Raw genomic sequence first — 17,783 nt, 5'->3', positions numbered from 1 at the left:
GCCACGGGCTCGGCTGCGGCCTGGTCCAGATCGAGCACCGCGACGGCCATGCCGTCGGCGGCCAGCCGCCGCGCGACGGCGGCGCCGATGCCGCGTGCCGCGCCGGTGACGACGGCGATCCGTGGAGTCTGGGTGCTGATGATGTTCTCCTCTGTGTGGTTCCGATGGACGCCCTCACGAGGGGGCGCGGGGGCCGGCGGGGGCCGGGACGCATCTCGGCGGTGCTGCTTGCCGAGGCGTCCACGGCGGCGGTTACGGCGCGTAGACCACGCCACCTACGGTCTTGCCGTCGTCGAGGCGCTGCACGCCCTCGGCAATGCCGTCCAGCGTCCTTTCGGTCGTCTGAGGTCACGACAGTCGCTCGGGCACCATGGCCATGCCACAGCCACCGCCGACGCACATCGTTTCCAGGCCGAGCCGCTCGGCCGAGACGAACACCTCGCCCGTCTGAGCGGCCGGATCGTCGGGCCGGGTTTCCCCCTTGGCCCGTCGGATCGGCGATCGGGCGATGGAAACGATGGCGGCTTCGGGCATGCGGCCCAACCTTCCGGAACTTACTGAGCGCTTATTAACAAGCCCACCTTGCGCGATAGGTGCCGCCGCGTCAATATCGACCACCCCGGAAAGTAACTGTGACATGCATCACTAGAACTGCAGAAGTGCAGGTCCAGTCATCGAAATTGACATGATATCGAAATCGGATTCAAGTTCTACCCGGCTCGGTGACTACGACCGGTGCACCCTCGGACCCCGTGATCGCGCCGCCGCCTCGCGTGAAAGGCGGCCGACAACGGCGAAAGGAGTCGGCACGCGGGCCCGGATATCCCCTGCGGGAACGAAGTTCGGTGAGCGCGAATCAGTCCGATTCGAGCTGCAGCGCGTTGACCCACAACTGCGTCAGGGTGGTGACGAGCTTCTCGAACGGGATGCGCTGATTCTGGACGAAGACCAGGTAGGCCATCCGGCTCACCATCACCGACAATGCGTGCGCGGTGATCATGGGATCGAGGTCCGCGCTGGCCCGGCCGGATTCCTGTAGCGCGGTGATCATCTTCGCGTTGCGCTCCGCGAAAGCCTTTCCCCGTTCCATCCGCAGCCCGCGAAAATCCTCGTTGATCAGGGCGACCTCCTCGAGCACGGCCATCAGGCGCGCGTTGCGCTTGTAGGAGCGCAGGTAGTCCCGATTGGCCGCCTCGATGAGGTCGCGCGGGTCGGTGACGCCCGTGCGCTCGCGAACGTGCGGGTGCAGCATCTCTTCCTGCACCTGCTCCACCACCGCCGCGAAGATCTCTTCCTTGCCGTCGAAATAGGTGTAGAACGACCCCGACGCCGTCCCGGCGGCCTTGGAGATATCGGAGATCTTGGCATCGAGGTATCCGTCGCGCTCGAATACCTCGCGAGCCGCGGCGATCAACGCGGTGCGTGTGCGTTCGCCGCGCTTGGTGCGCGGAAGTCCTTTACGGGACTCGGCCTCACTCACAGCGGACTCGGACACCAACGCTGGCCACTCACTGTCGATCGACGGGACGATTGTCGCGTTCACGGTATCACCGCGAACAGCGCGAACATGCGGTCGAGGCGGCGCGCAACGCCACCACCGCAGGGCACTTCGTCGCCGAATGGATCCGATCCTCAAAGCGGCATGGCCACAGCTGGAGTCCGACATCGGAACCGGACCAGCAGAGGGCTCACCGCATTCGGCGCTAACCGATCGGCAGCGCGCTGAAGATCGGGTTGTAGGCCCAGTTCACCATGCGCTCGGCGTCATCCTTCGCGGCAGCGCCGCTGTCGGGTGAGCTGTGCAGGACCACACCGATCAGCGGTATTCCTGCCCTGACCGTCTCGAACAGCAGGCAGGTTCCCGCAGCGTCGGTGTATCCGGTTTTGATGCCGATAGTGCCGGGATAATCGTGCAGCATCCTGTTCGTGGTCTGCCAGAGGTGAGCGCGGTTGCCCGGACCGGCGGGCACGTGATAGCTCTGCGAACTGACGATCTCCCGGAACACGGGCAGGCTCATCGCGCGCAGGCCGAGGGCGACCAGGTCCGCCGGTGTGGAGTAGGTGGAGTGGTCGGTGGGGGCAGGCAGCCCGCTGGGGTCGGCGAAATGCGTTCCCGCCAGGCCCATCTGACGCGCGGTGTCGTTCATTTTGGCGATGAAACCGTCTTGTCCGGGCCCGTAGGCTTCGGCAAGGGTGTAGGCGGCGTCGCAGCCGGACGGCAGCATCATCGCGTACAGGAGCTGTCGCGCGGTGAGCACCTCGCCGGGGACCAGGCCTGCGGTGCTTCCGTCGTACTCGGCGTCGTAGGCGATGATTTCCTGCGGCACGGTGATGGCCCGGTCGAGGTCGCCGGCATTGATCACGACCAGTGCCGTCATCACCTTCGTGATGCTGGCTATCGGGACCGGGGTGTTCGGCTGTCGCGACCACAGCACCGTGCCGGTGATTCCGTCTGCCAGCGCCGCACCCGACGCCTGCACCGCATCCGGCCCAGACGTCAGCCAGGGCAACTGAATATGGGCGTCGCTCGCGGCGGGGGCGGCCGCGACACCCTGACCGGCTACCACAACCAGCGCCCCGATGACGACAGCGCGCAACAATCGAGCAAATGTCCGCATCGCCACATTGTGCCGCTGCATTTCTTAAATTAAGGGCATTTCATCGGTCGAGTTGCCGCGCAACTTCAGCGACAGCATCTCATCAGCTAATCCAGGCTCCTCTGAGCTCGACGCTTCGGTCGACGGCCGAAACAGCTGGTCTCGTCAGTCCGTGGTCACCTTGATGATCGTTCTGCCGCGGGTGCGCCCGCCGGGGCTGAAGGCCGCGAGGGGCGTCGGCGTCGGCCAGCGAGCAGACGCTGCTGACGAGCGAGATGAGCCGGCCATGACGGAGGCCACGCGCTACGCCGTCCCCGAAGGCGCCCGGTCACCACGGCCGCCTTCGACAAGTTGTTCCTGCCGAGGCTCGGCTACAGCACGGCTGCCGGGATAACCGAGATCAGTCCGCCGTCGACGAGGATGTCCTGTCCGTTGATGTAGGACGCTTCGTCCGACGCGAGGAAGGCGACCGCCGCCGCGACATCCTCCGGGGTGCCGACCCGGCCGGCGGCGACCGTGGTAGCGATCGTGGACTTGATCTCGGCGGATGCTTCGGCTTGGAAGGCTGGGGTGTCGATGTACCCAGGGCTCACGGAGTTGACGCGGATGCGCCGGGTCGTCAGATCGGCGGCCAGGGTCCGGGCCAGACTCTGCACCGCGGCTTTGCTCGCGGTGTAGAGGGCGGCGGCGGGCGCGCCGCGATACGCGGCGAAGGACGCGTTGATAACGATCGCCGCACCGTCCGGCAGGAGGGGCAGCGTCTTCTGGATGGTGAAGAACGCGGCCTTGAGATTGGTGTCGAGGACACGGTAGAACTCACCTTCGGTGACCTCCTCGATGGTCTGGAACGCGCCGATGCCCGCGTTCGCGAACACCACGTCCAACCGGCCGAACCGGTCGCGGATAGTGGTCACCAAGGAGTCCAGATCGCTCAGGTCGGCTGCGTCACCGGCAATCCCGATCGCCCGATGCCCGAGTTCATCGACCGCCGCGTCGAGCCGGGCCTTGTCGCGCCCGGTGACGATCACCTCCGCTCCTTCGGCGATGAGCCGCTGCGCGGTGGCCGCCCCCATGCCGCTGGTGCCGCCGGTGATGAGTGCGATCTTGCCGTTGTATCGGGAACTGTCGTGCGTCATGGCTCCAGCGTGCCGACCCAGCCCCGAAGCAAACAGTGCGCATTTATGGTGGGTGTGGCACCACCACCTTGCGGCCGTCAGGCGGGCGAGGCGACGCGCCCGCGGTGTAGCCGTTCCAGGCGCTCGCCGGTGGCGGTGCCCGACCGCGGGTTGTACAGCACGAGTTGCCATTCGGGATGGTCCGCAACCGTCAACGTCGTCGCGTCGAAGAACAATTCACCGAGGTCGGGATGACGCAGCGCGTTCACCGCCTGCTCCGGAACTCCGACTTCCTGCCGCTCCCACAGTTCGGTGAATTCCGGACTCACCAACCGGAGATTGTCGACCACCCTGCGGAAATCGGTGTCGCCAGGGCAAATGCCCGCGCTTGCCCGATAGGCGGCAACGATGGCGGGTGCGTTCGCCGCCCACAGCTCCTCCATGGCGCGATAGCGAGGATTGGTGAAATACGTGAGGAGGCAATTGTGTTCGCCGTCGCCGTAGCCGAACACCACCCGTGCGCTGTCGTTGAACCTCAGCACATTCCAGTACCGATCGCGCAGTACCGCAGGCCGCCCGTCCCAAGCATCGATCAACTGCTGCACTTCCGGCGTGACGGCTGTTACCGGCGCGCACTCCAGGGTAGGCGGATTGAGTCCTGCCAGCAGGTACAGATGGATCCGTTCCGGTTCGCTCAGCATCAGGACTCGGGCGATCGCATCGAGCACCTCGTCGGAGACAGTGATGTCGCGCCCCTGCTCCAACCAGGTGTACCAGGACGCTCCGACTCCGGCCAGCACGGCGAGCTCCTCTCGCCGCAATCCAGGCGTGCGCCGCCGGCCCGTCGCCGCGATCCCGACATCCTCGGGCCTCAGCCGCGCCCGCCTGGCACGCAAAAAGTCACGTAGCAACTCGCGGCGTCGTGGCACGGCTTCGCTCGTCATAAGCCACGGTAACAAGCGCCCGCAGCATCGCGTTGGACCACCACCGCGGATATCAGTGTCCGTGCTCGGGTGCGGCCTGCAAGTCGGGTGCGGCCGCGGCCAGCAACGCGTCGCGGTCGCGGTTCAGCGGAGGGTAGATACGGCGAGTGTTGATGGCGCGCTTGGTGTCTTTGGCCTCTTCGCCGCACGCGACCACATGGCGGTCCCAGCCCTCGGTATACACCGCTCCTGCCGGTCCCAGATCGAGAACCGTCACATACCAAGGGATCCGCAACGGCTTCATGGGCTTGCCGAGAAGATCGCCGATCACGTTGTATCCCGCCCATCGGCCCATCGGACGGCTGTGCTGGCAGGACATCACCGACATGTGCTCGTCGTCCATTTTCGCGGCAGCGACGTCACCTGCGGCGAATACCCCGGGCACACCACAGACACGCAGATAATCGTCGACGGGGAGTCGCCCCAGCCGGTCACGGTCGACGCCGAAGTCCGCGGTCAGCAGGTTGGCCCGCATGCCTGCACACCAGACGACAGTGGCGGCGGGCACCATTTCACCCGAGGAAAGCGTCACCCCGCGTTCATCGATGGACACCACGCCGACGCCCAACTTGGTCTCGATCCCGGTGGAGGCCAACGCCGCCTCGATGACCGGTCGGGCCGATACACCCATGTCCGAGCCGACGAACGGGTTGCGGTCGACCAGGATGACCCGCGGTGCGACGGCACGCGTGGCAAAGACGCCGGCGAGCATCGCGGGCAGCCCGGTCGCCTCTTCGATCCCCGTCAAACCTGCCCCGACGACGACTACCGTGGCGGCCGCCGGGTCAGCGGGGCCCTCGGCGAGCCGGTGCAAGTGAGCCTGCAGTCTCGCCGCTGCGTCGTGGGTGTCGATGTCGAATCCGAACTCCCGCAGGCCAGGGATATCGGGCTTGACCACCTGGCTGCCCAACGCGAGCACCAGCCGGTCGTAGCCGTGCGCGCCCGCGGTGGATTCCACGATTCGCGCCACAGCGTCGATCGCCGTCACTTCGCCGATGATGTGCTCGATTCCGACCGGATCGAGAAGAACGCTGAGCGGGATGCGGGATGTGCTCAGATCGGTCTCATAGTCACGCACGCGGATGTCGTGGTACGGCGTGGAACTGATCATCGTGATGTCGACGGTTCCGCCCGCCACATCGAGCTCGTCGAGCCGCCGGGCCGCCGCGAGCGCCGCCCACAGACCCGCGAACCCGGACCCGAGGACCACGACACGCGACGGATCGGTCACTGCAGCGCGCTGCACATCGTCATTCTAAACTTCGTGATCGTTGCCGCCGCTGGTCAGGACGCTGGCTGTCCCGAGGTGATGGAGGCGCCCGAGCAGGCGGCGCAACGACTGGTCGGGTGTCTCGCCAGCCGTGTCGAGGATGACGTGGTCCCGATCCCACGGCTGATATTCGCGGTCGAGCACCTGCTGCCATTCCGGCAGCGGCAGGTCAGGGATGTCGACCGACCGCGAAACGACACGGTGCCGATGCTCGGCCGGATCCGAGCAGATCACCTCGATTTCCACCGCGGCGACACCGGCATCTCGGGCAGCGCCCACCCAGCTGTCGCGGGTGATCGACAGTGGGTTCACGGATTCGGCGATCACGGTCAACCCCTGCCGAAGATGCTCCCCGGCCAGCGCGTATCCCACTACATAACCGGCAGGCTCCACGGGATGCTCGGCCAGGCCTGATCGAACGATCGCCTGCTCGATGGTGTCGACCCGCAGGTGCACGCCACCGATCCGCGACGCCAATAAGCGCGCCAACGTGGTCTTACCTGCCCCCGGAAGTCCCCCGATGACGATGAGCATGCGACCCATCCTGCCAGCGCACCACAGCCGACCAGAGCTGCCGACAATCGCTACCGATCCACACTCAGGAGAACCCCGATCAATCGAGGAACGGTATCGGTTGTGCGGCGGATCGGTGGAGATGCTGGTCGTCGGTCTCACGGGCGGCGCGTAGCTGACGCATGCTGGCGGACAGAGGTCGGCCCCAGCACCCCGGAGAAGGGAGATAGACGGTGGCATTGGGACGTCGTCGGCTGTTGATCGGCTTCGCCGGTGCGGGTGGTCTCGCCTTGGCCGGATGGGGGTGGACGCGGGAACTCGCGCCGCCGCCCACACCTGCCACAATCCGATTCGACCCCACACCCGGCACCCACGATGTCGAACCGCGCAGTCTCGGCACGGTCACCGTCACCGACGGGACGCTGCGATCGGTCGAATGGATCGATGAAACGGGCAGATCGCTGCCGGGCGTATCGGCACCCGATCATCGAGCCTGGACCAGTGCCGAACCGCTCGGCTACGGACACACCTACACCGCGAAAGCCGTCGCTCAGGGCGAAACCGGCGACGTCACCGCGACGACAACCTGCACCACGGTGCGACCGCAACAGATCATCGACGTCGCACTACGCTCGTCCAATCTCGTCGAGCTGGCCGAAAACGACACCTATGGAGTAGGTTTCGTGCTCGTCGCCCATTTCGACGAGCCCGTGGACCGGACCGCCGCGGAACGCCATCTGAAGGTCACCACCCAGCCTGCCGTCGCCGGAACCTGGTACTGGCTCGACGATCAGAACGCGCACTGGCGGCCGGAGCACTATCACCTACCGGGAACCAGGATCACGATCGCGGCCGAGTTCTTCGGCCGTGAACTCGGCGCGGGCCGCTACGGCCTGCGTGACCAACAAGTTTCGGTGACCATCGGCCCAGCGCACGTCGCGGTCGCCGACGACGACACCAAACAGATCGAGGTCTTCGACAACGGAAACCTCGTGCGCACCATGCCCACATCGATGGGCATGGGCGGCACCGCCGTCGTCGGCGGCAGAGCCATGTCGTTCTGGACTCGCCCCGGCATCTACACCGTGCTGGACCGAAACGACCCGGTGATCATGGACTCCGCCACCTACGGCCTGCCCACCAGCTCCGCGCTCGGCTACCGCACGAGCATCAACCACGCGGTCCGCATCAGCCACGACGGAATCTTCGTGCACGAATTGGCCGCGAGCATGTGGGCCCAAGGCAACACCAACGTCTCACACGGCTGCCTGAACCTCTCCCCCGCCGACGCCACATGGTTCTACGACTTCGTCATCCCCGGCGACGTGGTCGAGGTCCGCAACACCGGCGGCGAACCCCTCGATATCTGGCACAACGGCGATTGGAGCATCCCGTGGACCGACTGGCTCCGCGGTGGCGCCCACACCTGACCCGAAGACACGCGAGCAGGTGTCCCGGCCGGGTCGCCGACGGTGATTCATTCGATGCGGACGACGCTCTTGCCGCGGGTAACTCCGCCGGCCAGGTTCGCGATCGCGGTCTCGACGTCGGCGAGGGCGTATTCGGCGGTGACATCGACGCGTACCGACCCGTCGGCGACCAGCGCCATCGCGCGAGTGGCGCTGTCGGCGAGTCGCTGCGGGTGGGTCTGGCTGCCCAGATTGCTGTTGTAGGTCATCAGCGACTGGCCGCGCATCAGCAGGTCGTTGGCCGAGACGGTGACCGGTTCGAAGGTGGCGATGTTGCCGTAGACCACGATCCGGCCATGGGTAGCCAGCCGGGCCAGGCTCGCGACCCGCGTCGGTCCGCCGATCGGGTCGAGGATCACGTCGAAGGTTTCCGCACCGATGCCATCGGGGAACTGTTGTCGCGTCAGCACCTCGTGGTAACCGAACTGACGCGCGTAATCGAGCTGACCGGAGTTGCCGACCACGCCGACTATCCGTTCCGCGCCCGCGGCAGCGGCGAACTGCCCGGCCAGTGATCCGACGCCACCGGCTGCGGCATGGATCAGCACATGGTCCCCGGCCCGGACCGCGCCGACGGAATCGACCAGGTCGTAGGCGGTCGGAGTTACCCATCCGAACCCTGCCGCAGTGCGTGCGTCGACGCGCGAGGCATTGATCGCCAGCACCGAAGGCGCGGTCGCGACCTCGGCGTAACCGCCCCCGCCGACCAACGCGACGACCTGTTCACCGATCCGGCCTTCGTCCACGCCCTCGCCCACCGCGATGATTCGGCCTGCGGCTTCGAAGCCCGGCACGAACGGGCGCGGCACCGGAAAATGCCCTCCACGCACCAGCACGTCACCGTATTGCACCCCCGCATAGGCGACGCGGATCGCGACCTCGCCCGGCCCGGCCACGGGCTCGTGGATCTCCGAGATCCGGAAGGTGTCATCGGTGTCCAGCACTACAGCCTTCATCACATACAACTTTCTGTGTTGACTCAGTATCCTGATACTCAGCACTCAATCAGTATCAGGATGCTGAGTCAACTTAGGGAGTTGTGACATGGTCGACGTGCCCGTCGAGGAATACGTGTGCACGCGCATTCGCCGAGCCGAACAGGCGCTCATGGCCCACCATGAGGCGGTGCTACGCTGTTACGGACTGACCATGACCCAATACACGGTGCTGCTGATCTTGTCCCGCGACGACGCCATGTCCGGTGCCCAACTGGCCCGCGCGTGCGGGGTCACGCAGCAGAGCATGGCGACTGTCCTGACCGGCATGCAGAACAAAGAGCTCATCGACCGGCAACCGTCGCCCGTCCACGCCAAAGTCATGATCGCCACTCTCACCCCGACCGGCCGCGACCTGCTCGACCGCGCCTATCAGGAAGTCATCGTGCTCGAACGCGCCCTCACCGATCGATTCACCCCCGAGGAGCACAAACAGTTCTGCGAATTCCTCGACCGCGCCACCGCGACCCTCATCGAGCAGACCCACACCACCTGAAGGCGTCGACGCACACTCCGCTAGCTGAGCAGGTTCAGTAGCACGTGGGGTGCCCGGGCGATGCCGGGCAGGCGCCGATGACCGGGTCCCACAGGCCACCGATCGTGATCTTGATGGGAATCCCATTGCCGCCGACCAGCATGTCGGCGGGCACGCGATTACTGTTTGCGCACAACCAATTCCAGCGCGATGTTGTCCGGATCGCGGAATTCCAGAATGTACATGGCGCCCAGGTCTTTCACTCCCGCGTGCGCGATGCCGAGTTCATCGAGCACGGCAGTCGCCGAATCGAGATCCGACCGAGTGGCGAGGGCGAAGGCGAGGTGGTCGAGTCCTACTCGATCTTCGTCGAACTCGTCACTGGCGACGGGGCGAAGTCCGAGCAGTCCATCACCCATCTGGTAGATCACACCGCCGAAGAGGAACCCATATCGCGCACGGGTGGCTTCGTCCGCGTTCGCGGGACACTCCCAAGCGATCGGCCATCCGAAGACGGCGTCATAGAAGGCTCGGGATCTGTCGATGTCGGTGACTGTCAAGCGGACATGATCGAACGAACTGGTGGAGATCGGCATGATCGAGATCATGTCATGATCACCCGGCTTCGTTCAGGCGACCAGACCGCGCGATCTTGTCACTCCGCCGCCGGCGATCTCGCGCATCCACCGTGACGCCCCGAGCGAGGTCCGCAGCCGGCAGGCGAGCGGTCTACGGCTGAGGTATCGGCGGTCGGCAAGCCCCCGGCCGCCGATACCTGTCCCGTCAGGCCGGTTACGTGTCGACCTGGCCGAGATGCCGCGCGAAGAACCGTGCGGCGCTGTCGACCTCGAACCTCGGTACCTCGAAATGCCCGCCCGCGTTGGCGTGCAACGTCTTCTCCTTCGAGGCGAAGGCGTCGAACAATGCGAGACCGGATCGACGGTCGAGCAGCTCATCGTCCCACTGGAGCAGGAACTCGATCGGGACGGTGCTCTGTGCCGCCGCCTCGACCAGGGATTCATGCCCCAGGCAGCCGAAGACCGCCGCAGCGATTCTGGGTTCGACGGCCGTCAACGGCACCCCGATCCCGGTACCCTGCATGATGCCCCAGAACCCGACCCGCCCGTCGGCGCCGATCTGCGGCAGTTCCCGCAGGACGTCCAGCGTCACCTGCCATTCCGGCACGGCGCGCTCGGCCAGGTAGGTGTGCAATTCGACGATGATCGGGCCGATCGGCTCGCCCGCAGCCTGAGCATGCCGGAGGACGGCGATCCGCTGCTCGTCCTCCGTCGTTCGCGGCCGGTCGCCGTGTCCGGGTGCGTCGATGGCGCCGGCGTGGAAACCGTAGCCGGTCACGAAGTGGTGCGCCCGGGCCACGATTCCCGGCGCTCTCTTGTGCTGGCCGCCACTGTGCGCCATGAGCACCAAGGGTGCGGGGCCGGAGCCGGATGCGGGCGAGAAGAGCACGCCGGGTACCTCACCCACAGTGAAGTCGCGTTCGATGACACCGTTCACCGATGTCTCCGCAGTGAAATTCACAGAATGCATAGGTTGTTGCCTTTCGGGATCGCCATGTTCGCGGCGCTCCCGGCGACACCTACGTCAATCGCCCAACCGTGAAGAAGATGTGGAGCACCCACTGGATACAGCGTTGATGGGTCCCACCTCCTCATGCGATGTCACGGACTCCCGGACGCTATCAGCTCGAGAGTCATCTCAGCCAACCCATTTCCCGTACCGCCAGGCCGGTCTCCCCGCGGCGAAGCCACTCACCAGCGTGGGCTGAGAAGGACCAAGGGTATCTGGCGGGCGGTCCGCTTCTGGTAGGTCTGGTACCCCGGGTACGCTGCGACGACCTGCGGCCACCGCCGATCGCGTTCCGGCGGGGGGAGCACGCGGGCAGTCATCGGTTGTTTCGCGCCGTGCTGGAACGACACCTCGACCGCGGGATCGGCACACAGGTTGTGGAACCAATCCGGGGAGATGTCGTCTCCGCCCCGCGAAGCGACGATCAGATAACTGTCGCCCTCCACGACGGGAACGGTGAGGATCACGATGCGCGGCAACCCTGTTCGCCGTCCGGTGGTGGTGAGCGCCAGGGTGGGCATCTTCTTGAATCGAGTGCCGGCGCGGCCGCCGCTGATGTCGAGCAACTTGCGGTGCGCGGTGGTCACGGTCTTCAGGTACAGATCGGTGGCCGCGCGGCGGCGGGTATTCGGCATCGGGTACTCCTCGGTCGGTCGGGATCGTCGGGAACGATGGTCCGGGTCCGACTTGTGAGCGACCAGTGAAGCGTCAGCGCTCGAGGCGTTCGGCCGCGGCCGCGATCCAAGTGGGGTTGCCGCAGCGTTGGGCGACGTGGAGCGCGGCCCGGTAGTGCGCGGCGGCGAGTTCGGCATCGCCGCGCCGGGCCGCCAGGTCACCGAGAACGGTGTCGACCGGACCGACCGCGTAGGAACCGGTGTCGGCGCCACCGAGCCGGTCCCGGTAGGGAAGCAGATCGCGGTAGAGCGCGGCGGCCTCGGTGGGTGTGCCCAGTGTCGCGACCGCCATGCCGCGCAGCGTGAGAAACAGCGATCGGAACACGTCGTCGCGGATCGGCCGGGCCCGGCGCCGGACCCGCGCCGCTTCCGCCCGGTCGCCGGCCGAGAGCAGGGCCAGCACCAGGAAATCCACCATGGCGTCGACGGTCGCGGGGACGGCGCTGTCGGCGAATGCGCCGGCCATCCCGACCAGTTCACCGGCGCGGCCCTGGTGCAGTCGCACCACGAACAGCGCCATGGCCAGGATTCCGCCCGCATTGAAAATGCCCGCGCGGGTCAGCAGTTCGTTGGCTCGCAGATAGTGCTGCTCGGCCGCGTCGGGATCACCGGTCACGAGCGCCACCAGCCCGCACGCCATAGCGTTCGCCACCTGCGCCTGCCGCCACTGATAGCGGTCTGCCAGCACGGTGGCCGCCTGGAGGTGCTCGCGCACGGCGGCGATGTCAGCCGCGGACGCGGCGGCCTGAACCGCGACCGTGTGGCCGAGGAGCAGGTAATCGCTCCGGTCGGTGCGCCGCCCGACCTCGATCAACTCGGCTCCGAGCGGACCGCGCTCCGGCGAGTCGTACAGCGAGGCCTGCGCTTGCAGCGCGGGAGCGAGCAGCGCGTCGTCGCCGAGTCGGCGGGCCAGAACTTCGGCCTCGGCGGCGGCCACCGCCGCGCGTTCGCCGGCCTCGCCGCCGATCTCGTCGACGAGGGTCACCAGCAGCCGGCACCGGTCGGCGGGAGTGAGGCCAGGGGAACGTAGCGCGTCCTCTATCCAACCGACGACCCTGTGCTCGACCACGCCGTACTGCCGATTCATCCACGGCGTAGGTGTGTCCCAGGCGGTGAACGCCCGTACCAGCAGATCGACCCGGCCGGCCTCCTCGGCCAGCGCTGCGGCCCGGTGCCGAGCGGTTCGAGCGGCGAGCCCGGCGCCACCGGCGAGATGACTTCGACCCGCCCGGCACAGCATCGCGACCCGTTCTTCGACGGTGTCGGCGCCGGTGTGGCGCTCGAGCGCGGCGGCCGCGCGTTCATACCCGGCCGCGGCGACGTCATGGGCGTAACGCCGCTCGGCCCGTTCGGCTGCCGCCACGGCGTAGTCGGCGGCCCGTCGTGCCGTCTCCGGGTTCACCGACTCGCCGTAGTGGTGGGCCAAAGCCGCGAGATCGCCCGGATCGATCTCCTCGATCGCGGCGGCGACCCGCCGATGCCATCGGTTACGGCGGATCCGGGAGAGGTCGCCGAGCAGCGTGTCCCGAACCAAAACGTGCGTGAAACGCGCTCGGCCGCTGGCCGGTTCGTCCAGGAGCCCGGAGAGCACCCCCGCTTCCACCGCGTCGAGCACGTCGTCCTCGGGCACCTCGGCCGCGCGCACCAGCACCGCGACATCGAACTCCCGGCCGATCACCGCGGCCAAGCGCAGCAGCGCCACCCCGGTCTCGGGAAGCCGGGAAAGCCTGCGGCGCAGCACGTCACGCACGCCCTCCGGAACGTCCGACGCGGCGACCAGCTCGCCCTCGCTCTGCAGCAGACGTGCGACCTCGATGAGATAAAACGGATTCCCACCGGTGCGTTCGTGCAACGTCCTGACCACCGCGGCCGCCGGTGTGCTGCCGGTCAGGGCGGCGATCAGGCGACCGCTGTCCTCGACGCCGAGGCCGCGCAGGCGAACCCGGGCGCGGACGGTGGTGGCAAGGGCCGCGAGCGCGTCTGCCAACGCCGGCGGCACCTCGTCGGGGCGGTAGCCGATCACGACGAGCCCCGGTACCTGGGTCGCCACCGCGGTGAGCAACGCCGCTGTCTCGGTGTCGCCCCGATGGACGTCATCGAGCAGGATCGCCAACGGGGCGACGGCGGCGACGGCGCTCAGGTAGCCGCACACCGCCCGATGTAGCAGGAAACGGCCATGGTCGCGGTCGGCGTCCTGTGCACCGGCGCCGTCGGTGAGCAGCGGCGCCAGGGCGGGCGCGAAGCCGCCGGGATCGTGCTCGCGAGCCAGGGCGCGCAAAATTTCGACCCATGGCCAAGCCGACGGAGCGGCGTCGTCCTCCGGGCACCGGCCGATCACCACCCGGTGCCCGTTCGCGTGCAAAGCGGCGCCGAAGTGCTGCAGCAGAGTGGATTTCCCACTGCCGGCCTCACCCGCCACAGTCGCCGACCGAGGACCGGCACCGGCGGCCGCGTCGCGCAGCGCGGCGAGTTCTCCGGTTCGGCCGAACAATCCCGGATTCGGCTCGGCCTGCGGGGCGCTCGCGGCCGCCGCGGACCTGGACGGTGTCTGCGGAAGTGGAATCGCGCGCTCGCGCAGCGGGATTCGTTGCGCGAGGATGTCCGCCTCCAGCCGGATCAAAGCCGGACCCGGATCTATGCCGAGTTCGTCCGCGAGAACGTTGCGGGCCTGCCGCAGGGCGCTCAGCGCGTCGGCTTGGCGGCCCGCCCGATATCGAGCCAGCGCTGTCAGCCGCCACGCCTCCTCCCGCAGCGGGTGCTCCTTGCTCAAGACCTCGGCCTCGGCAGCGGCGAGCGCCGGCTCGTCGAGTTCGAGCAGGGCTGCCGCGAGTTGCTCGCGTGCGCCCAGCCGTAATTCCTCCAGCCGCGCCGCCTCCGCGGCCGCCCACGGCTCCGCCGCGTAGGCGGCGTAGGCGGGGCCCTGCCAGCGGGCGAGCGCGCGGTCCAGCGTGCGCCGTCGCTCGCGCGGATCGCCCTGCTGCCCAGCGATGTCGAGTTCCGCGCCGAAGAGCCATGCGTCCACGTCCTCGGTGGCGAGACGGACCGCGTAGCCGGGGGTCCGGCTGATCAGAACGGTGGCGGGTGTGCGCGGCGCCCGCTGCGGCTCCAGCAACCGCCGCAGGTTGGAGACGTAGGCCTGCAGTGCGCCGAGTGCCCGCGGCGGCGGTTCACCCCGCCACAGGTCATCGATGAGGCGATCGACCGGCACGACCTCGCCCCGAGCGACCAGCAGCCGCGCCAGAACGCCTCGTTGCCGCGGACCGCCGAGATCGAGTTCGCCCCGCTCGTCCGCCGCGGTCAGCGCGCCGAGCACCCGGATCCGAACCATGACGCGCCAAGTCTAAGACCGACCCCCATGCAGTGCCTTACAAGTGGGCTGCAAGCGGCGGGCCGCACAGTCGTCGCAGTTCACCACCGCGACAGGAGCACCGCATGAACGCCACCGGCACCGCGCCCGGCCGCCCCGACACCTACGACATGGTCGTCCTGCACAACGCTTTCCGCAGGCACTTCAGCGCTCTGCCCGGCCTCGTCGCGGCGGTGGCGCCCGGAGACGTCGAGCGCGCCCGGCGCCTGATCATCTTCTTCGACGAACTCGGCGACGGCCTGCACCACCATCACACCGGCGAGGACGAGCTCATGTGGCCCATCCTGCTCGAGCGCGCCTCCGCGGACGCCGCTCTGGTGCTGCGCATGGAGGAACAGCACGAGCGGATCGCCGAACTCACCGAGCGCGCTCGCCGCGACGGGACCGAGTTCGCCACCGCCGCCGACCCGTCGGTTCGGGACCGGCTCGCGGCCACGCTGCGGGCGCTGTCCGACACCCTCGACGAGCACATGGCCGAGGAGGAGCGGCACATCCTGCCCGTGGTCGAGAACGTCATGACCGCGCTCGAATGGCAGGCTCTCGGCGAACACGGCCGCGAGCACATGCCCAAGGACCGCCAGCTGGTCTTCCTCGGCTTCATCCTGCAAGGCGTCTCCGACGACGACCGCCGGAAAATCCTCGCCGAGATGCCACTTCCCGCCCGGCTCGCGTGGCGTCTACTCGGCCGCCGCGTCTTCGCCAAGGAATACCGCGAGATCTACCACGCTGATCCGGAGTGGTGAGCGCGCACGGTCGGATGCCGCTCGGCAATGCGTTCGACGGTGGGATCAGTAGGGCGGTGACGGTAGCCGTGTCGAATTCGCGGCGCGGAGAATGTAGTTACCGCTACCTATGATGTCGTGGTGCTGATGGTCGGCCGGGCAAACACCTGAGGCTGCTGGAGTATAGCCGTCATAAAACAAGCCTGAACATTTACGGCACCAGCGCCACTTGGGTTCTCCTCCTACCCCGTCCCGATTGGTCACATCTTCCAGTCGGTAATTGCCGGATCCGATATTCGAATGGTAAGAAAAGCCGCCAGAAGGCGCAGGGCATACCCCGAAGAAACCATTATTCCCCCCGAACCAAAGCCCCTGGCAGTACTTACACCAATACCACTGGGATTGGCCCTGTCCGCCATCAGGGTCTTCCTTCAAGATGTAGTCGCTGGTTCCATCGTCGTGGTGGCCGCCGTCGAGGATATCGCCTGCTGGGCAGCCCCCGCGGGTACCGTTGCCGGAGAACCAGAGACCCCTGCAACGCGCACACCTCTTCCAAAGACGCTGGGTGGCCCAAGCCGGTGCAGCGTTCCCTATCAGCAAAGGCCCGGCTACAGCGGTTATTCCGACGCCTACCGCCAAACGCAGCAGCGCGCGCCGCGAAGTGGGTATCAAATCGCTGGTCGTCATGAGATCCACGTTCCTCCCCGGACACGGATTCTTCGGAGTCGCATCTCCAAGCCACGATGCTATCGCCAAATCGGCTCGGACACTGCGCTTTCGGCAATGTTCACCCTGGTCTTTCGTAGCTTCGTCCAACTACTACCGCCTCGGTGATCTCGTTGCGGAGCGACAGATCACCGAACACGCCCTGACCGAGCGCGACCGGCAACGAGACACGAGCGGGCGAGAAGTCTATTCCGCCAATCTGGCGGTGATCGACGATCTCCGTTCAGCACGCGAGAAAGCTTGATGAGGTCTCACCCCGCTCCCCTGTCCGTTCCGGGTGGTACGACCGCACCCTAGCGCTCGAACACGGGCGTGAAGTGGTGCGGGCAATTGGATAATCGGCGTATGAGGTTGCGGTTGCGGAGAGGGTGGATCGCTGCGGGGGTTGTCGTGATGGTGGCAGTGGGAGTCGCGGTTTGGGTGTGGTGGCCGGATCAACGTTCGAACCGGGGCACGTGGGGCTGGGCGGCGCAAACCGAGTTGCCGATGCCGGTTTCGGGGCCGAGTGGTATCGCGGTATCCGCGAGCGGCGACGTCTACGTGTCCGAGAACGAGGGGATCCAGCGGCTGCCCGCCGGGCAATACACTCCGGAGCGCCTCGGTCTACCGGAGCTGCACTGGCCCTCGGGTTTCGCCATCGGACAGGACGCTCAGCTCTATGTCTGCGACTATCAGCACGGTCAGGTGCTGAAGGTGGCGGCCGACACGAAAAATGTCGCGCCGTTGCCGCTGGTGGGGTTCGGCGCGGCCGATCTGAATAGCTCCGAACGTGCGAACGGAGCCGGCGTCGCGGTCGACCGTACGGGGAATGTGTACATCACCGACCCGGACAATGCCCGCATCTTGAAGTTCCCGGCAGGCTCCAGTACGCAGGTTGTGCTGTTGACGGTCGATCACCTCGGTGCGCCGATCACGGTCTCCGACGCCGGCGAGTTGGTGGTGACGAGCACCGCCCCGGTCAATCGACTGCTGCGTATCCCGCCGGGGTCGGTGACGCCCGCCGAAACGCCGCTACCTGCCGGCGAAGCGGTCGCCGCGCTCGCCTTCGATCACGACGGAGCGCTGCTGCTGGCCGACAACGCCTGGATTCCGGACACGGCCAGTACGGTCGGCGCGTCCACACAGGACGGGAGATTGTGGCGGATTCCGGTCGGATCGACGGCGCCGATTCGGTTGCCGTACGCCGAGCTCGGCGCGATCAGCGGGATCGCCGTCGATCCGCACGGCGAGATCCTCATTACTGACAGAAATGGTGGCCGGGCGGTGCGGCTGACACGCAAGCCGTAAACG

Annotated in this window: 18 protein-coding genes; 5 read left to right on the top strand and 13 right to left on the bottom strand. The window is 67.1% G+C overall.

The genetic code is table 11. The annotated features are described in order from the left end of the window. The 8 genes from ACWEH3_RS27310 to ACWEH3_RS27275 all read right to left on the bottom strand — a co-directional run. Nucleotides 1-275: SDR family NAD(P)-dependent oxidoreductase (locus ACWEH3_RS27310; protein WP_452358408.1), on the bottom strand; the 275-nt coding region annotated here is incomplete at its 3' end. Nucleotides 276-348: 73 nt separating this feature from the next. Further along, nucleotides 349-534: a hypothetical protein gene (locus tag ACWEH3_RS27305; protein ID WP_450021229.1), complete on the bottom strand. Its 186-nt coding sequence runs from the start codon at nt 532-534 to the stop codon at nt 349-351. A 322-nt stretch (nt 535-856) separates the two neighbouring features. Then, the gene (locus ACWEH3_RS27300) at nt 857-1,480 is read right to left on the bottom strand and encodes a TetR/AcrR family transcriptional regulator (RefSeq protein ID WP_450021231.1); all 624 of its coding nucleotides are present in this window, start codon (nt 1,478-1,480) and stop codon (nt 857-859) included. A 223-nt stretch (nt 1,481-1,703) separates the two neighbouring features. Continuing rightward, nucleotides 1,704-2,618 (bottom strand): D-alanyl-D-alanine carboxypeptidase family protein, encoded by a 915-nt coding sequence (locus ACWEH3_RS27295; RefSeq protein ID WP_450021233.1) that lies wholly within the window; start codon nt 2,616-2,618, stop codon nt 1,704-1,706. A gap of 350 nt (nt 2,619-2,968) precedes the next feature. Then, nucleotides 2,969-3,733 (bottom strand): glucose 1-dehydrogenase, encoded by a 765-nt coding sequence (locus ACWEH3_RS27290; protein WP_450021235.1) that lies wholly within the window; start codon nt 3,731-3,733, stop codon nt 2,969-2,971. A 77-nt stretch (nt 3,734-3,810) separates the two neighbouring features. Then, entirely contained in the window at nt 3,811-4,656 is an 846-nt protein-coding gene (locus ACWEH3_RS27285) for a helix-turn-helix transcriptional regulator (RefSeq protein ID WP_450021237.1), read from the bottom strand. Nucleotides 4,657-4,708: 52 nt separating this feature from the next. Then, nucleotides 4,709-5,926 carry an NAD(P)/FAD-dependent oxidoreductase gene (locus ACWEH3_RS27280; protein WP_450021332.1) on the bottom strand — a complete coding sequence of 406 codons (1,218 nt, stop codon included), beginning with the start codon at nt 5,924-5,926 and terminating at the stop codon, nt 4,709-4,711. A gap of 24 nt (nt 5,927-5,950) precedes the next feature. Continuing rightward, complete coding sequence (locus ACWEH3_RS27275) at nt 5,951-6,499, bottom strand: AAA family ATPase (protein WP_450021239.1); 549 nt, start codon at nt 6,497-6,499, stop codon at nt 5,951-5,953. A 212-nt stretch (nt 6,500-6,711) separates the two neighbouring features. On the opposite strand from ACWEH3_RS27275, the gene ACWEH3_RS27270 reads away from it, so the two are divergent. Next, nucleotides 6,712-7,908 (top strand): Ig-like domain-containing protein, encoded by a 1,197-nt coding sequence (locus ACWEH3_RS27270; protein WP_450021241.1) that lies wholly within the window; start codon nt 6,712-6,714, stop codon nt 7,906-7,908. A gap of 47 nt (nt 7,909-7,955) precedes the next feature. Here ACWEH3_RS27270 and ACWEH3_RS27265 read toward each other — a convergent pair whose 3' ends face one another. Further along, nucleotides 7,956-8,903 (bottom strand): quinone oxidoreductase family protein, encoded by a 948-nt coding sequence (locus ACWEH3_RS27265; protein ID WP_450021243.1) that lies wholly within the window; start codon nt 8,901-8,903, stop codon nt 7,956-7,958. Nucleotides 8,904-8,991: 88 nt separating this feature from the next. On the opposite strand from ACWEH3_RS27265, the gene ACWEH3_RS27260 reads away from it, so the two are divergent. Continuing rightward, nucleotides 8,992-9,438: a MarR family winged helix-turn-helix transcriptional regulator gene (locus tag ACWEH3_RS27260; protein ID WP_450021245.1), complete on the top strand. Its 447-nt coding sequence runs from the start codon at nt 8,992-8,994 to the stop codon at nt 9,436-9,438. Between the two features lie 158 nt (nt 9,439-9,596). On the opposite strand, the gene ACWEH3_RS27255 is transcribed toward ACWEH3_RS27260, so the two are convergent. From ACWEH3_RS27255 to ACWEH3_RS27240, 4 genes are all read right to left on the bottom strand, one after another. Beyond that, nucleotides 9,597-10,013, bottom strand: coding sequence for a VOC family protein (locus ACWEH3_RS27255; protein ID WP_450021247.1), 417 nt, complete (start codon nt 10,011-10,013; stop codon nt 9,597-9,599). Nucleotides 10,014-10,209: 196 nt separating this feature from the next. Next, complete coding sequence (locus ACWEH3_RS27250; protein WP_450021334.1) at nt 10,210-10,956, bottom strand: alpha/beta hydrolase; 747 nt, start codon at nt 10,954-10,956, stop codon at nt 10,210-10,212. A gap of 230 nt (nt 10,957-11,186) precedes the next feature. Continuing rightward, a complete protein-coding gene (locus tag ACWEH3_RS27245) occupies nt 11,187-11,639 on the bottom strand; it encodes a nitroreductase family deazaflavin-dependent oxidoreductase (RefSeq protein ID WP_450021249.1) in 453 nt (150 codons plus the stop codon). A gap of 73 nt (nt 11,640-11,712) precedes the next feature. After that, nucleotides 11,713-15,006, bottom strand: a complete 3,294-nt coding sequence (locus ACWEH3_RS27240) for a BTAD domain-containing putative transcriptional regulator (protein ID WP_450021251.1) — start codon at nt 15,004-15,006, stop codon at nt 11,713-11,715. Nucleotides 15,007-15,110: 104 nt separating this feature from the next. Here ACWEH3_RS27240 and ACWEH3_RS27235 point away from each other — a divergent pair, with 104 nt between their 5' ends. The 3 genes from ACWEH3_RS27235 (at nt 15,111) to ACWEH3_RS27225 (ending at nt 17,780) form a co-directional block, all read left to right on the top strand. After that, nucleotides 15,111-15,788, top strand: a complete 678-nt coding sequence (locus tag ACWEH3_RS27235) for a hemerythrin domain-containing protein (RefSeq protein WP_450021253.1) — start codon at nt 15,111-15,113, stop codon at nt 15,786-15,788. Between the two features lie 544 nt (nt 15,789-16,332). Beyond that, complete coding sequence (locus ACWEH3_RS27230; protein ID WP_450021255.1) at nt 16,333-16,737, top strand: hypothetical protein; 405 nt, start codon at nt 16,333-16,335, stop codon at nt 16,735-16,737. Nucleotides 16,738-16,979: 242 nt separating this feature from the next. Continuing rightward, a complete protein-coding gene (locus ACWEH3_RS27225) occupies nt 16,980-17,780 on the top strand; it encodes a hypothetical protein (protein WP_452358407.1) in 801 nt (266 codons plus the stop codon). Nucleotides 17,781-17,783 lie beyond the last annotated feature (3 nt).

This window comes from Nocardia sp. NPDC004718 (assembly GCF_053601535.1).
The sequence above is the reverse complement of the archived record's forward strand: the minus strand, read 5'-3'. Positions and strand labels throughout refer to the sequence as shown.

Coding starts and splice junctions, on each gene's coding strand:
- ACWEH3_RS27275 (WP_450021239.1), bottom strand. CDS start 6,499: ATGCTCATCGTCATCGGGGGACTTCCGGGGGCAGGTAAGACCACGTTG.
- ACWEH3_RS27285 (WP_450021237.1), bottom strand. CDS start 4,656: ATGACGAGCGAAGCCGTGCCACGACGCCGCGAGTTGCTACGTGACTTT.
- ACWEH3_RS27235 (WP_450021253.1), top strand. CDS start 15,111: ATGAACGCCACCGGCACCGCGCCCGGCCGCCCCGACACCTACGACATG.
- ACWEH3_RS27240 (WP_450021251.1), bottom strand. CDS start 15,006: ATGGTTCGGATCCGGGTGCTCGGCGCGCTGACCGCGGCGGACGAGCGG.
- ACWEH3_RS27265 (WP_450021243.1), bottom strand. CDS start 8,903: ATGAAGGCTGTAGTGCTGGACACCGATGACACCTTCCGGATCTCGGAG.
- ACWEH3_RS27290 (WP_450021235.1), bottom strand. CDS start 3,733: ATGACGCACGACAGTTCCCGATACAACGGCAAGATCGCACTCATCACC.
- ACWEH3_RS27305 (WP_450021229.1), bottom strand. CDS start 534: ATGCCCGAAGCCGCCATCGTTTCCATCGCCCGATCGCCGATCCGACGG.
- ACWEH3_RS27245 (WP_450021249.1), bottom strand. CDS start 11,639: ATGCCGAATACCCGCCGCCGCGCGGCCACCGATCTGTACCTGAAGACC.
- ACWEH3_RS27225 (WP_452358407.1), top strand. CDS start 16,980: ATGCCGGTTTCGGGGCCGAGTGGTATCGCGGTATCCGCGAGCGGCGAC.
- ACWEH3_RS27260 (WP_450021245.1), top strand. CDS start 8,992: ATGGTCGACGTGCCCGTCGAGGAATACGTGTGCACGCGCATTCGCCGA.
- ACWEH3_RS27295 (WP_450021233.1), bottom strand. CDS start 2,618: ATGCGGACATTTGCTCGATTGTTGCGCGCTGTCGTCATCGGGGCGCTG.
- ACWEH3_RS27255 (WP_450021247.1), bottom strand. CDS start 10,013: ATGCCGATCTCCACCAGTTCGTTCGATCATGTCCGCTTGACAGTCACC.